Annotated in this window: 14 protein-coding genes; 4 read left to right on the top strand and 10 right to left on the bottom strand. The window is 56.5% G+C overall.

Annotated elements, in window-relative coordinates; genetic code table 11:
* Positions 1–323: 323 nt before the first annotated feature.
* The 3 genes from IEW00_RS04130 to IEW00_RS04120 are packed head-to-tail and all read right to left on the bottom strand — an operon-like array spanning position 324 to position 3700.
* Positions 324–1205, bottom strand: a complete 882-nt coding sequence (locus IEW00_RS04130; protein ID WP_188513138.1) for a pentapeptide repeat-containing protein — start codon at positions 1203–1205, stop codon at positions 324–326.
* A gap of 32 nt (positions 1206–1237) precedes the next feature.
* Entirely contained in the window at positions 1238–2566 is a 1329-nt protein-coding gene (locus tag IEW00_RS04125; RefSeq protein WP_188513137.1) for a hypothetical protein, read from the bottom strand.
* Positions 2567–2581: 15 nt separating this feature from the next.
* Entirely contained in the window at positions 2582–3700 is a 1119-nt protein-coding gene (locus IEW00_RS04120; RefSeq protein ID WP_188513136.1) for a hypothetical protein, read from the bottom strand.
* Positions 3701–3928: 228 nt separating this feature from the next.
* Between IEW00_RS04120 and IEW00_RS04115 the strand changes: the two genes are divergently transcribed.
* Positions 3929–4837: an IS1595 family transposase gene (locus IEW00_RS04115; RefSeq protein WP_188513135.1), complete on the top strand. Its 909-nt coding sequence runs from the start codon at positions 3929–3931 to the stop codon at positions 4835–4837.
* Between the two features lie 597 nt (positions 4838–5434).
* Positions 5435–6082 carry a hypothetical protein gene (locus IEW00_RS04110; protein WP_188513134.1) on the top strand — a complete coding sequence of 216 codons (648 nt, stop codon included), beginning with the start codon at positions 5435–5437 and terminating at the stop codon, positions 6080–6082.
* Here IEW00_RS04110 and IEW00_RS04105 read toward each other — a convergent pair.
* From IEW00_RS04105 to IEW00_RS17720, 7 genes are all read right to left on the bottom strand, one after another.
* Positions 6059–6253 carry a hypothetical protein gene (locus IEW00_RS04105; protein ID WP_188513133.1) on the bottom strand — a complete coding sequence of 65 codons (195 nt, stop codon included), beginning with the start codon at positions 6251–6253 and terminating at the stop codon, positions 6059–6061. The genes IEW00_RS04110 and IEW00_RS04105 overlap by 24 nt on opposite strands.
* 91 nt (positions 6254–6344) lie before the next feature.
* Entirely contained in the window at positions 6345–7463 is a 1119-nt protein-coding gene (locus IEW00_RS04100) for an alpha/beta hydrolase (protein WP_188513132.1), read from the bottom strand.
* Complete coding sequence (locus tag IEW00_RS04095; RefSeq protein WP_188513131.1) at positions 7460–8041, bottom strand: hypothetical protein; 582 nt, start codon at positions 8039–8041, stop codon at positions 7460–7462. The genes IEW00_RS04100 and IEW00_RS04095 overlap by 4 nt, the downstream gene beginning before the upstream one ends.
* The gene (locus IEW00_RS04090) at positions 8005–8586 is read right to left on the bottom strand and encodes a papain-like cysteine protease family protein (protein WP_188513130.1); all 582 of its coding nucleotides are present in this window, start codon (positions 8584–8586) and stop codon (positions 8005–8007) included. Before IEW00_RS04090 ends, IEW00_RS04095 begins: the two co-directional genes overlap by 37 nt.
* The gene (locus IEW00_RS04085; RefSeq protein WP_188513129.1) at positions 8583–10037 is read right to left on the bottom strand and encodes a hypothetical protein; all 1455 of its coding nucleotides are present in this window, start codon (positions 10035–10037) and stop codon (positions 8583–8585) included. Before IEW00_RS04085 ends, IEW00_RS04090 begins: the two co-directional genes overlap by 4 nt.
* Positions 10038–10303: 266 nt before the next feature.
* Positions 10304–10624: a DUF736 domain-containing protein gene (locus tag IEW00_RS04080; protein ID WP_188513128.1), complete on the bottom strand. Its 321-nt coding sequence runs from the start codon at positions 10622–10624 to the stop codon at positions 10304–10306.
* A 203-nt stretch (positions 10625–10827) separates the two neighbouring features.
* On the bottom strand, positions 10828–11427 hold the full coding sequence (locus tag IEW00_RS17720; RefSeq protein ID WP_505625244.1) for an excalibur calcium-binding domain-containing protein: 600 nt from the start codon (positions 11425–11427) through the stop codon (positions 10828–10830).
* A gap of 653 nt (positions 11428–12080) precedes the next feature.
* Here IEW00_RS17720 and IEW00_RS04060 point away from each other — a divergent pair.
* Both IEW00_RS04060 and IEW00_RS04055 read left to right on the top strand, forming a co-directional pair.
* Positions 12081–12275, top strand: a complete 195-nt coding sequence (locus IEW00_RS04060; RefSeq protein ID WP_188513127.1) for a DUF6771 family protein — start codon at positions 12081–12083, stop codon at positions 12273–12275.
* Positions 12276–12783: 508 nt separating this feature from the next.
* Positions 12784–13443 (top strand): SOS response-associated peptidase, encoded by a 660-nt coding sequence (locus IEW00_RS04055; RefSeq protein WP_188513126.1) that lies wholly within the window; start codon positions 12784–12786, stop codon positions 13441–13443.
* Positions 13444–13459 lie beyond the last annotated feature (16 nt).

The raw sequence follows: 13459 nt of genomic DNA, 5'->3' as shown, positions 1-13459 counted from the left end.
AACCACAGCACGCCGGGTGAAGAAAGTCGCAAAGTACGCTGATGCGGAAAGCTCAGCCCGCGCAAGACTCTTGCTCGCAGATTACACATGTACCAAGAGGCGTTGCAGATGTCGCGGGGATCATGGACAGATTAAGGCCAAGGCAATTGGCTTTGAGCATACATTCAGGTAACGACGGACTACTGCCAATGTCGCAGAGCGATCTTGAGTAAAATCAGAGTGTACGTGACAGACATCCCGATGTGGCTATTACCTGAATTTTCACTACTTGTTTCGTGACGAAATCGGCTGTGGCCGAGTGACGATCACAGCTTTTAACCGTTTTAGGTGAAGCGTGAACCAACACAGAAGCTAAAAAGAAAGCGCACCCGCTGCAGGGTCGGCCTCGTAATGATCTCTCTGAGACGCCTTACACGGTAAAGGCCCTGTTGCTTCGGATCCACCGCGATGCAATCGGCATCATTAAGCGCTTGGAACAATCCATCAGGTAATCGCGAATCATTGAAACTAGCCCCCCAGAAAGTGCACCAGCGCTGCGACATGAAAGATAGATTGGCGCCGACAAACGTTGCGTCATCAAACCGGCAACCGGTCATCGAAGTGTTGAGGAACAGCTCGACACCAAATTTGCCGCTTATGTTTGCACCGCGAAAATCGGACCAGGTGATCTCGCAATGTTCAAACTGGCACTCGCTCAATGTCGTGCCGCCAGCGCTGCCTCCGAAGCTGGCGCGGTGAATGGAGCAGCCAAGGAAACGCACCTCCTTGAGGTTAGCCCGCAAAGGTTCCCGCGGAACACCAAACAGACCAAAAAAACGCGTCGAGCGGCGGTGCTCATAAAAGCGGGTTAAAGCAAGGTGGCAATCGCGCACCATCGCTTCAGCAAAAGTGAACCCGGCGAGCGGAAGGCGCGAAACTCCGGTCTTCAATTCGTTCTCGAGGTCAACGCTGCCCCGCAACCGGAGCCGGCGACGCAGTGATTGGCGCTGCAGTTCGGCGTCACGACTCCGGTCCAGCTGCGCCACGACATAGCCGGCGATACATCCGACCAATAACGCATCAATGCCGCTGCCGCCGATCTCGCTGCTCAGGCTTTGGACATAGCCTATATCCAGCCGAGCCCAGACTGGTAGCCATGTAACCGGTGGCAGAGGACTGAATCTGTCAACCCATTGCCCAATGTAAAGCAGCAGTAGCGCGAACATGAATGCGCCCAGCGGGCGCAGTAACCAACCAATCACTTGCTGGCCATGACTTCGAGCATGGCGACTTTACGCTCATCGTTCAGCATGTCGCTCGGAGCGCTCCAGATTCGGCGCATCATCGCTACGCCGAATGTAGCCTCAATATGCCGGACGACTTTGCCAAAAATGTGATCCTTGCTGCGCACCAACGCCAGTTGCGTCAGTGTCGCCGCATTACGCTCTGTCGGCTGATGCGCAGGCACGGTGGCGCTCGAGGGCTCAGCCGTCAGGGCAGCATGGACTTCGTCAATCATCGCTGCAAGAGTGAGTTCAATGCCCGGTATCTTGCGGATCATCGCGCGGTGTTGTCGGTCCAGCGCCAGGGTATGGAAGATGGGCGGATAATACTGCCAGCCAGCAGCAAGTTTCTTTTTTTTGCTGAGCGCGCGTTGCGCCGCAAGCCATTCGATTTTGCCAAACTGGGAGGAACGGACAATCGTTGTCAAAAGAGAAATATAGTAAATCGCATTGTCGTCGCCCGCCTTGCTCGATCGTCGCAACAAGTCGAGGATGTCATCGATCATCGCGGTCTGCCCGCCCGACAGCACTGTAGCAGGCTCGTCAAACTCGGACCCGGCCTTATTCCGGCCATTGCCCGTCGCAGCTCCCGAGGCTGGCGCACTGCTTGTGGTAAGGCGTATCACGACGTCGTTGTGATCACGCTTGAACGGACAATCAAGAAAACCCTGGACGATGAGACGCTGACCTGGCCCCCGCGTCGGGAAGTAATTCCTGAAGACGCCGTCGGCATGGCCAACAAGCGATGCGTCAATCCAGATTCCAAATCCCTTGAAAGTCTCAAGCCTTGTCGAAAGCATTACAGAGCTTCGGCTTGTACTCGAAGCACGATACAATTTCAGGAGGAGGTCAATCTCTGCCAGGTCGTGTGTATTGAAGACGTCGGTGATTTGTTTGCCAACTTCCTCAGGGATTTTGCTCGCATCTGAAGACAGCGAAGCGCGCAAGGTGCGCAGCTCATCAATCAGGCTTCCCTTGGCGAGATCGCCGGTTGATACGCACAATTTGAACGGCAGCTTCCTCGCTATCAGGTCTGAACGAAGTGTCCGCGCGTAAAGCATGATATCCTGATAGCGCTCGAAATGAAAATATTTGTCGGATGCACCGTAAGGAACCATACCACGATCGAGGTATCGCGCCGCGAGTTCGGGATCCTCCCTTGCTACTACAGCATGGACAGTCTGACAGGCTTGTATCATAGCGCTTTCGAGACAACGGTTGGCGCTCTGGTCCTCGATATGCCCGAGCGGGTTCATACTCGAGAGGCGCACCGTAAGATCCACAACGCCGATGAAATCGGACATGCCCGACAACTCCCTCTAGCTGGCTTTGAGGAACAGGCGCACGGGTGTAACAAAACCCTTGCGAACGAATGGTATCATTTCATGATAGTTATCTTCGGTGCAAAGCCTCAACCGCTTCGGCACGCTGTCGGCTTGACGACGCCAACCGAAACTATTGCCTATTTTGCCTATTTCAGCATCTGATGGCTTGCCCGTGAGCAGGCATAGCACATAGGCACCGGTACCCAGAACGACCTGCTTGTCACTCAGCACGCTACGCAGCTCAGCCTCATCGACAAAGCCGTATCGCATACGCCCGCCCGGACGGACCCCGCTTCCCACAGTCAGTTCGGGGCGTGCCCGATGGAATGGCTCATTTCGAACCAGTGCCACGGCCTGATCTACGCTCAGAAAATATGCAGAGAAGCGCTCGCGCAGAAACTGGCTCCATAAGCTCGCGAGACTTGCCATCTCATCTTCATCCATCGTCGCGAGAAAGTCCTCTCGCGCCAGCGTAGCGAAGCAGGCATAACGATCTGGCAGATACTGTTCGAACAATGTCGCCGCATCGCCGCGCGCGATCAGCTCAGAGGCAAAGTCAGCCTTGGCCCGGTAGAAGGTGTCCTGACTTCCGCCGTCGGCCAGATAGTTACTGAGAACAGCCTGGATCGATGCGCAGTTGGCGAGCATCAGCTCGGTGAAGACATCCAGAATAACAGCACTCAGCTGCAGGCTCGCATCGGCGCCGCTCACGCATATATCAGCCGCGAGCGTCGTCATCCCGCCTCTCCAGGAAAAATCGTCGCCACGCCTGATCGTCACCACCAGTTCATATCCGGGATCGTCAGCAACATCGGCGATCGGTTCGGCCGAGACGATGATCCGAGTTCCAGGAACCGTCCCGGCAGGAGCACGCTGCCCTACCCAAGCCAAGTCGAGATGAGGCACCCCGTTGACAGGCGTCCCCCGAACCTCAAGCCCAGTGTAGTCAAATCCAGAAGCGATTCTTAACCTGCGCAAGTTGAAAAGTGCTTGCTCGCGTAGGACGTTACCGGCGTTTGCTGGAAAAAGCGCGCCATCACCACCGCCATGTACCGTTACATAATATCTTCGCACCAACTCGCCCCCGAAATAGGCATATGAATACTCGTTCACCAGTGCAGCCAACGACACTCACAATAACAAAAGAAAGTCTCAGCACAAATCTATCTACAGATAGACCAACCTCTTTGAATCATTAGAATTTTCATATTTTTCCACAGTTTCTTCCACATAAATGCCCATAAGCCAAAATTTGCGCATCCGCACCAACGTCAAACGCTGGCATAAACTTTTGGCAATTATATACTTGACAAAGCAGCGTTGAAATCGCATGGTTTCTGCATGGACATCACCGCACCTCGCTTCACCGACGAAAACGCAGCCCGCGAGCATCTGGAAGCTATCCAGTGGCCCGATGGTCCGTTCTGTCCGCATTGTGGCTCGTTCAAAGCAACCCGCCTTGAAGGCACTCATCACCGCGCTGGTTTGATCCAGTGCAATGATTGCCGCCAGCAGTTCACCGTGACGGTTGGAACCGTGTTCGAGCGTTCTAAGGTTGCCCTCAACAAGTGGCTGCTGGTCAACCATCTGCTGTGCTCGTCCAAGAAGGGCATGAGCGCTCATCAGATTGGCCGCATGATCGGCGTTAGCTACAAGACTGCTTGGTTCATGTGCCATCGCATCCGCGAAGCCATGAAGGGTGGCCCTACCGGACCCCTTGGCGGTCCTGACAAGGTTGTTGAAGCCGACGAAACCTATGTCGGCGGCAAGGCTAAGAACCGTGCCACCCGCAAGCCTGCTGCCAAGAAGGCCGTTGTTGCCCTAGTCGAGCGTGACGGCAATGTTCGTTCGTTCCATGTTGCCAACGTGACTGCGAAAGACCTGCGCGGCCTGATTGTAACCAACGTTGACCGCGCCTCGCACCTGATGACTGACGAAAGCCTCGTTTACACCCGCGTAGGCCGCGAGTTTAACGGCCACAGCGTCGTGAACCACAGCGCCAAGCAGTATGTGACCACTGGTGGCTTCAAGCACTCCAACACGGCTGAAAACTTCTTCTCAATCTTCAAGCGCGGCGTGATCGGCACCTACCACCACATGAGCGAAGCACACCTTGGCCGTTACACCGCCGAGTTCGATTTCCGCTACAACACCCGCAAGATCAGCGACAGCGAACGCGCTGATGCTGCTCTTAAGGGCATCTACGGCAAGCGCCTTACCTATCGGCGGATTGACAAGCTCGCCGCCTGACACGTTCAAGCCGCCCCGCCAAATTGGGGAGAGGCGCAAACGCTGGACCCGTTAGTTATCCACAGCAGAACAAAAAGGGACTCGACTCTTGCTCTGAGTCCGGGAATCAATGTGCGTTGATTGTCCCATAAAGGCGAGGGCCCCGGTGTTGGTAGCACCGGGGCCTCTGGTCGGGGCAACTCCTACCTGCATTTGGCCGAAGGTAGGAGCGGGTAACGCCCCGATTTCTGAGTGTGTAATTTCACACTGAGGGGGGGTCCGTCAAGCCGGTCGTTTGCATGGAAGGTAACACCATGAAGTACCATCGACCGAAGCGCCCTACGAGGGCACCTTACTCACCGGAAGTCTTCGACCTTGTCAAAGCCAGGCTCGCCGCTGGCGAGTTCCAGCATGACATTGCCGCTGATCTGGGTTGGAACCAAGGACGCGTGTCCGAAGTGAAAACCGGGAAGCGCGGCGCTGATCCTGATCAGCCCTCGCTATTCTGAACCTTTGGGGGCGGGCTTCGGCCCGCCCTCTTTTTGCTTGTGCGGTGTCGGCGGCGTTTTCAGCATCCGGCGCAGCACCTCATCCTCTTTTTGTTGATCGGAGTCAGTCATGCAGCGCACAATACGCACCTTCGCTTGCGTTGGCGACCGCCTTTATTCGCCAATTTTGGATTTCTGCCTCAACTATGCAATGTTTATGAGGCACTTTATGGCGGAAATGTATGGGGAGACCCCCGGTCCCACCAGCAGCTTTGCCGCCCCACCGATACACTGCCACCAAACGATGCTGGTGCCGTTCAATATGCAATTCCGGAATGTCATAGGGGGCATAAAGCCCATAGGCATCGAGATAGGGTTCTTGGATCTGAAATTAACTGACCTACACCCTGAAAATCTTCCAATAGAGAACTCATCGGAGGCCATGATCAGGCTGTCATCGCGGCTCATATCTCCTATATTTCTAATGTTCTATGAGCAATATTCTGGTTGGTGGAAAGATAAATATAATCGGGATGAGAAAACGTGGCCTGAAATATTCAGATTTGGTCGAGTAATCCGGAATGCGATTAGCCATCAAATGATGATATCTTGGGACAATGATAAAATATCCCCAGTTTCGTGGCGTGGTTTAAGGTATTCCAGCGCTGACAACAAAAAGGAGATCATAGGATTTGACCTATCGATGGCCGATATTGTTTTTCTTATGATTGATATGAGCGATGAACTCGACCGATTAGGTTGTCCTGTCGATCTTTAGTGCTGCAAGCACTACACTCTTTGCTAAAACAGCTATTTCGGAAGCGGGCAGCCGGTCGAAGTCAAACTCGCCGCTCCAAGCCATCAATGCGTCACTGGCCGCATCCACCATGGCGGGGGTAATTTCGATCTCTAGAACGTCGGCCTGTCCAGAATCATGTGGTGCTGCCATCGTGCTTTCTCAAGTATATAATTGCCAAACTTTTTTACAGTTTCTCGGGCATCTCATTGATAAATCAACAGTAAATCCTCTCGTAGTTTTACTATTTCTGGACCGCCACCCACTCGTCAGCCAGCATATCGTCGAATACTTCGCTCGCGACATATGACTTAAAGCGATGATCATTAAATGGAGTGGGCGTATACCGGCGCATAATTGGATAGATTTTCTCCAGTCGATCGCCAGCTTCAGATTTTAGACCAAGCCTGGTTGGATTGAAATAGGTCGAAAGTCCAACGAATTTGTTCAGTACGGGGTCTTTGGTATTGAGCGTATATCGGAGGCTGACGAGTTGCTGACTGAATGCCCTGAACTGTTGACACTCAAAGGGCACATCCTCAACTGGCTGCTGGCTCTCATCGCAGAAGTCTATCCAGTCGACCGCAGGTGCCAGCATCAGGACATGGAGCCTGTTGCGATTTTCGGCTATTGGCACGCTAGGCCACAGCAGCCGCCTGTCCGCTCCCCACCTTTGAGCCACAGCCAAGGTCTGCCGGACAAAGCTCGGATCATAGACCGGATTGCCGAGTGCAGAGAGAATGACCGAAGCGCCACGACTATGCGAGATCAGATAAATTTCCTTATCCGAAAACTGATTGAGCACGGACCGGAGTGCGTTAACCCCCACCAGCTGGCTGTTTCCGACTGCCCAGAACCAGATACGGCCGCCTCCAATCAGCTCGCCAGATAAGCTATCCCAATAAAAGCGTAAGACGCCGTCACCTGGTCGCAGATCGAGCTTCGCTTCGATCGCCTCGAACGCCGGTTCAGCTTCAGCCACAGTATTGTTGTATCCGTGGACAAGAATGAAAATGCGTTGCTTGTCTTTTCCAAAAACATGGATGGAATCAAGCACTCGATGCTGTGCGGCCGCCAGCCAGACACCGAAGCCAGGGTCGCGAACGCCCTGATTCAGAAGACTTCCAGCAGGCCAGCGGATCCGCCACCCTTGCTTGAACCGGCTTTCCCAGTCTGGCGGATAAAATGTTCCGTTCGGATCCGCGAACAACTCAGCTGTAACGGGTACAGATGGCTCATCGGGGTATGGAAACAAGGTCGCTTGTGGAAAACTATGCCGATAGCAGCCGGTTAACAAGACCATGATGCCGAGTAATACGGTAAGAGAAAAGCATGATGACCGGTTGCAAGGATACCAGGTCATTCCTCTTCATCCCCATGGACGATCAATTCAATTCGATCTTCGCGTATTTGTCTGAAGTATCCATCAGCCGTCATCGGCGAACTATGGGGACTTGCCAGATCCCAGAGGAAGTTCGTATCAGCCCACCCAACCCACAAGGCCTCGCCATAAATGGCCGGAACGAAAATCACAGCGGCTTGGGCAGGCTGATCACCCGCCGCCGATTCACCTGCAGTCAAAGCCACAAGAAAATCTTCTGCAGGTGACCCTGTCAAAATGCGCGAAAAAGCCGGGTCCGCCTCGGTCGAAACGATATCGACGAGAACTGGCGCCCCATCCTCAAGGGCAACGTATCGCCATCCGGACTGTGGCGCTGTGGATAGCACGTTGGCATTATCCAGCTGGTCGACCGCAAGGACACAGATTGGCACAGGGTAAAGCGCAGCCTGATCGACTGGAGGTGTTGATGTTTCTGTCCGAGCATCTGATAGACGCAAATCACTCAAGGTCTGCGCAATAATGGCCTGTGCTGAAGGCGGGCCTTTGCTTAATTTGATCGGCACTACCTGGGTGCCTTTGTAAGAAAGGAATACTGCCATGTGGCGCCGAAATATGAAAATGGACGAAGCGCGACAGCAATGGCGGAGCCATCATTTCGTGCAGGATCGTTCAGATATAGGTAGAAATTCTGATTAGCTCCGGCGACGTACGCGGATATTGCGACAACATGCCGCCTGTCGGACCAGTAAAGCTGGACCACGACTGGTCGCTGCGCGTGAATCTCGCCGCGAATGACCTGTTCGGATAGCGGGCCATTGCGGCGCGCTTCGGCAAGAAGATCCAGTTTTGTAAGGACCTCATCCATGTTGGCCGGGCTGTTGTTCGTAGTGTCATCGCAGATACTACCGCCAAATACATCCTCGGCAAGCATGCATTGTTCAATTTGCGTATTGTTGTAATGCTTCAACAGGCCGAGCGAGACCGCACACCAGCACCATTGGGTTCGTTCGCTAGCAGGCACAGCGAAGCCGGCCACCGAACCTTGCGACTGGGTAGTGGTTTTCGAGAACTGGCCCGTTATCTTGATTGGCTCCGGCAACTCCACCAAGGGGCCAAGGCACGCGGGAAGTATCCGGCGGGTCATTGGATTGGTTTGCAGCCGACTGCATTGCCTGCCTCGGCTCCGTTCACGCGGGCGGCCACTTTGTTCACTTGGACATAGCCGCTGTGACAACTGAACAGACCCGAGGCGACGACGCGCTGGTCGGAAGGGCGAACAACGGCAAAGCTCACAACAACACCACCGGAGACAAAAAACGGGGGGCCGCCGATATTGAAGACGTTCCAGAGGGCCTTGCGTGAATAATAACCGCCGGCCGCACTCTCGACGCTGAGTGTAAGAGCAAGCCCTCGATTACCCAGCAATTTGACGGTCGCAGCCTCATTGACCACCTGATTGATCGGAAGCACAGCTTCGCCGTCCTTACCATTGAGCTGCGCCACCAGCTGTGCATAGGAAGCCCGCGCTGCGGTAATCGCGGTGACGTGGCCTGACCATTTATCGAGCGCTGCCTTTTCGGCTGAGTTCGCGGCGCCCGGCGTCTTTGCGATTTTGTCGAACGCCTTTTGTGCCGCTGCGACCTTTGGCTTCAGAGCGTTGAGCGTACTCTGGGCTGTCACGCTCAGCGTGTCGAGATCGCGAAGCGCTGCAAAAACGTCGTTGCTGCCACCTAGCTTCGAGGTCGCCCCCTGCCAGTGAAGAGGTCTCGTATCGTCGCTTCGAGAGATATGGAGCCCGAGATAAGCGCGTGCGACCGCTAGCATAAGGCTTCTGTCACTTAACTTCGCTTCTACCGCGCCAACCTCCCAGTCGGGCGTGATAAGCTTCATCAGATCGACCGCTGCTGAAAGACCGGCACCAATGCCTGGAAAGCTTCCAGCCCTGTCATCCAGGCCCTCGCCTCCCTCCTCGAGGAGTGCCTGGTTCGCGCTGGAACTGGTTTCGCTGATCGACTTAGCAATTGTGCAGGCACGAAAACGGAACTGATCAAAATGGCCGAAGCTCAGTGTCTGAGCACCACCTAAAAGCAGCATTGGGACCGCAGGTGATGGTGGTGGTGGAGGTGAAATGATGCGCCCATTGGCATCGCGCTGCGCTGGCGCTGGCGCTGGCGGCGGTACCGGCGCCGCCAGCGACGTCAATAGCGAGCAGTCGATCGCAGCTGCGCCTGAATCGGAGTGCGCAGATGACCACGTCGCCGCGTCCGACGCGCGCCTCGCAATTGGGCCAGCGAGCGCGTTGATGGCGGCAGCCGCCAGGCCCTGAGCTTCAACCTGGCCCGCGTTGGCTTTCACGTCAGTTTTCCCCGACGTGTCGCTGGCCGGAAAAGCATCGGCGATCGCCTTGTTTCTGGCGGCTTTGGCCGCAAGTTCCTTGGCGTCATTGTCGAGCCGAAGGCCACGAACCTCCTCGCTCGCTCTGGTCTCAGCGATGTTCTCTAGCGTATTGCTCGGTTCGGCCGGAGGATCCGCAGCGCGGAGGGAGACGGGCAGCAACAGGGTAGGAGTCACCATGAACAAAACGAATCGGCGCATCTTACCCCCCTAAGAACTCCTGGTACCAAGATGCTAATTTTCACCAGATATACTAGAGAAATTTGATCGGTTTTGGACAGATCTGGCTAATCTGGAAATCGGAACTGCAACCAATTTTGCTTTATTCCTTTTTGTGCCAGCGGCGGGTGAACGAAAACAGGTCGAGCCACGCCAAAACGCCAATGTGGCAAAACCCGCGGGGCGGATGCGTGCCAGGCATATTAAAGAGTAAAAGACCCCGCCAGCTGGCGGGGTCTGAAAGCAGTTCAGCTGGGCGGGTTCCAGATGATGACTTTCTTCATCGGATCATCGCCGGGCGCGGTGGCGATGTTGCCGTAGATGGTGCCGAACTCGGGGGCCGAGAGCGACACTGACACGTATTCTGCGCCGGTGTTCTGGGACAAGCGCTTCCATCCGGCGCCAAGCTCGAAGCCGTTCCTGCGCGAGACGATGCGGTAATCGGGTTCGCTGTCCTTTGCCTTGCGGCCATTGGGAATGATCGCGATCGGCGCGGTAACGTTGAGGGTGGCAAGCGTGCCTTCGAAGCTGCCGTCTGCCTTGATGGTGAGGTTTGCGATTGTAGCCATGATAAGTCTCCTTCGGTTGCTCGGGGGCCATCCCCGATGACGCTAAAAGGAGGGTCCGCGCGCCGCCGTCACCGAGCGGAACGCAAGGGCGAACCCCGTATGGGGTTGACGGCTCAGGCAAGCAGGACCCTCAAAAGGCGGAATGAGTGGTGTGGTCCGGAGCATCAGGGAGGTAAATGCCGCCAGCCGCCCGGCCTTCAGGTTCAGCTGAGCGCAGGCCGCTCCGCCCTGCCCTCGTCCCATTGGTCACCGCGCCGCAGCCGGTCTAGTCGCATCGCGATGGCCTGCCACATTGCGACACCATCCGCATCGCCTGCTTGCGCAAGGCTGCCGATCCGTTCGGCAATATGGAGAGGTGCGCGGTTACCATAGCGCTTTTCGACTGCAAGCGCGCAGGCCCACAGATGCTGCTCGTCAGTCATGAGCCCGCAACCAGGGGCGACCATAACAATCGCCGGACAACCCGCAAAAACAATGAGCCGACAAGGGCCAGGTCGCGGGTCATTCGCAGCCAATCCGTCTCCATCGCGGTCAAGATGGCGGCCATAACCGGGGGAACCGATCCGCACCGGGGCTGCTCCGGCAGCCCGGGCGGCAGCGCAATTCGGGAAATATACATCGCCGGAAAGACGCTGGGGCCGCGAGGCTGGGGCATCACTTCGGGCCGTACCGCCATGGCAGTGCCTGCCGCCGTTCCTGCGATCATTATGGCAGCCGTCCGCAGCAAGGCCCCCCGGATGGGCAAGGGTGATTGCCGGAACGATGGCTAGCAGGACAATGGCAGATCGAAGGACATGATACATCAGCTGGTTCCCGGCAGTCAGGATGCCACGGGCGCAGGCTGCCGGCCAGCTCAATTGCAGCGATGATTGCCCCAGTATCTGTCCCAGCGGGCGGCATAGCCATCGCGGATAGGCGCAGGACAGGTCGCCCGAACGCGGCGACATGCAGAAGGCGGCCGTCCGGCTCCCCCCTGCCCCGCCCGTTGACGTGCAGCGCATAGCTGGTCCCCTGATAAGCACATGACCGGTTGCGCTAGTACCGGTCGGCTCCCCTGTCAGCGATGCAAGATGATCGCGCGAGGCGACCGGGTCTGCTTACGGGCAGGGATGGCCGGGCTGCAGCTGCCGTCCATTTCGCGGGCGGCAATGCCGGACAGACGGATGCGCGGACCTTCGGCGCACCAGATCGGCCCGTCGCCGTCCCATACGACGGTCGGGGTGCAGACAAAGCTCTGCCCGGAAGGAATGACTGACATGAGGAAAAGAACAAGCGGCATCCTTTGGAGGTAATGCACGGATGCCGCTTGGCGCAAGGCACAGCCCACTCAAATTGCGCCGCGGTCAAAGCCTGCGTCACCAGCCATGTAGCGACAGGGATAGCCTTGGCAGAAGTCCAACAATCGGTCTGCAGCAAACATATTGCATATTTGTTCTGTTTTTGTTCTCATAAGGGCATGACCCGAATCGATATTAAAGACATGGCCACCGCGATACTCGCAGCCCCCGGCTGGGCGCGTGTTGGTATAACCGCGCCTGCCCGCCATATCCGCGATGATGCAGCGCAGGAACTGGCACGGGCGATAGCCGAGACGCTGACGCAATCGCAACGGCCGGGCGAAACAGACGAGCAGCCTGAGCTCGGCCTGTGACATGGGCGGCTGGACCCGCGACGGGATGCGCCGTGCGACCTGTCTGTTCGAAGCAGCTGCATGGCATTATGCAGTTCAGCCGGTCTGTCTCTGCGGGCACAACGCAACCTTCAATCCGCATGGTCTGTGGTGGCATTTCCAGAAAAGGAGGTGGGATGACCGGCTGGAGCCGGCTCGGGAGCATTTCTGGTGCCGCCGGTGCAGCCTGCAAAATCGCAGACGGGTGCGACCGGTTCGCCTCGAGCTCGTCAGCCAGAGCACGAGAGATATCGAGCTCGCCTTTCCGCCGGAGCGCGAGTGGAAGCGCGCGATAAGCCGGTTCCGGAGCTGAATCCTGCACACGAAGCAATTGCGGACGAACGCTCCATCAGCGGTCATGCGACAGCAACACAGAACAACTGCCATCAGACTGGCTGGACATTCAGGAACATGTACCTGAATATCGCTAAGGTATAAGAAGACCCGCTGAAGGTGTCGGGTGGAAAGCCGTGCGACGGGAGCGGGTAAGATGTGCAATCTTGTAACCCTGAAAACGTCGATCGAGGAAGTTGCGCAGGCATTTTTCGCGCTGGCCGACAGAAACACCAATGCCGCCCCCGGTGACGTGTATCCAGGATATCAGGGGTTCGTGGTCCGCGAAGACGATGGCCAGCGAAAGCTGCAGGCCATGACCTGGGGCTTTCCGCGACAGTCGCTGAACAAAAAGACCGGCAGGCCCAATAAGCCGAACCCGGTCAACAATGCACGCGAAGACAAACTGATGTCGGCGCATGGCATGTGGAAGAGGTGGTTCACCGACACAACGTATCGCTGCCTGATCCCGTTCACAGCCTTTGCCGAGGCCGAGGGCGAGCCAGGACGAATGACAAAGACCTGGATCAACGTTGCCGACCAGCCGCTCGCCGCCTGGGCAGGCCTGTGGCGTCCCAGCAACGAATGGGGCCACAGCTATACCGGCGTGATGGTCGATGCGACAAAGGAGCTCTGGCACATCCATGACAGGATGCCGGTGATCCTGAATGCAGAAGACCATGATCGCTGGCTGCATGCTCCGGCAGCAGAGGCACTGACGCTGTTGCGCCAGTATCCGGCAGACCGGCTGAGTGTCGAGCAGACAGGCGAGCCCTGGTCAAGCCGCCGCGCCGCCGACACGCCGCTGCTTCTGTGATCTGAATGAGAGCCTG

Source organism: Blastomonas aquatica, assembly GCF_014639875.1.
Taxonomy (GTDB): domain Bacteria; phylum Pseudomonadota; class Alphaproteobacteria; order Sphingomonadales; family Sphingomonadaceae; genus Blastomonas; species Blastomonas aquatica.
Note: the sequence above shows the minus strand (reverse complement) of the source record. Positions and strands in the feature narration are given on the sequence as shown.

Excerpts from the sequence above, each read along its gene's own strand:
- IEW00_RS04130 (WP_188513138.1), bottom strand. The coding sequence starts at position 1,205 with ATGTTCGCGCTACTGCTGCTTTACATTGGGCAATGGGTTGACAGATTC.
- IEW00_RS04125 (WP_188513137.1), bottom strand. The coding sequence starts at position 2,566 with ATGTCCGATTTCATCGGCGTTGTGGATCTTACGGTGCGCCTCTCGAGT.
- IEW00_RS04115 (WP_188513135.1), top strand. The coding sequence starts at position 3,929 with ATGGACATCACCGCACCTCGCTTCACCGACGAAAACGCAGCCCGCGAG.
- IEW00_RS04110 (WP_188513134.1), top strand. The coding sequence starts at position 5,435 with ATGCAGCGCACAATACGCACCTTCGCTTGCGTTGGCGACCGCCTTTAT.
- IEW00_RS04105 (WP_188513133.1), bottom strand. The coding sequence starts at position 6,253 with ATGGCAGCACCACATGATTCTGGACAGGCCGACGTTCTAGAGATCGAA.
- IEW00_RS04100 (WP_188513132.1), bottom strand. The coding sequence starts at position 7,463 with ATGACCTGGTATCCTTGCAACCGGTCATCATGCTTTTCTCTTACCGTA.
- IEW00_RS04095 (WP_188513131.1), bottom strand. The coding sequence starts at position 8,041 with ATGGCAGTATTCCTTTCTTACAAAGGCACCCAGGTAGTGCCGATCAAA.
- IEW00_RS04090 (WP_188513130.1), bottom strand. The coding sequence starts at position 8,586 with ATGACCCGCCGGATACTTCCCGCGTGCCTTGGCCCCTTGGTGGAGTTG.
- IEW00_RS04085 (WP_188513129.1), bottom strand. The coding sequence starts at position 10,037 with ATGCGCCGATTCGTTTTGTTCATGGTGACTCCTACCCTGTTGCTGCCC.
- IEW00_RS04080 (WP_188513128.1), bottom strand. The coding sequence starts at position 10,624 with ATGGCTACAATCGCAAACCTCACCATCAAGGCAGACGGCAGCTTCGAA.
- IEW00_RS17720 (WP_505625244.1), bottom strand. The coding sequence starts at position 11,427 with ATGTATCATGTCCTTCGATCTGCCATTGTCCTGCTAGCCATCGTTCCG.
- IEW00_RS04060 (WP_188513127.1), top strand. The coding sequence starts at position 12,081 with ATGACCCGAATCGATATTAAAGACATGGCCACCGCGATACTCGCAGCC.
- IEW00_RS04055 (WP_188513126.1), top strand. The coding sequence starts at position 12,784 with ATGTGCAATCTTGTAACCCTGAAAACGTCGATCGAGGAAGTTGCGCAG.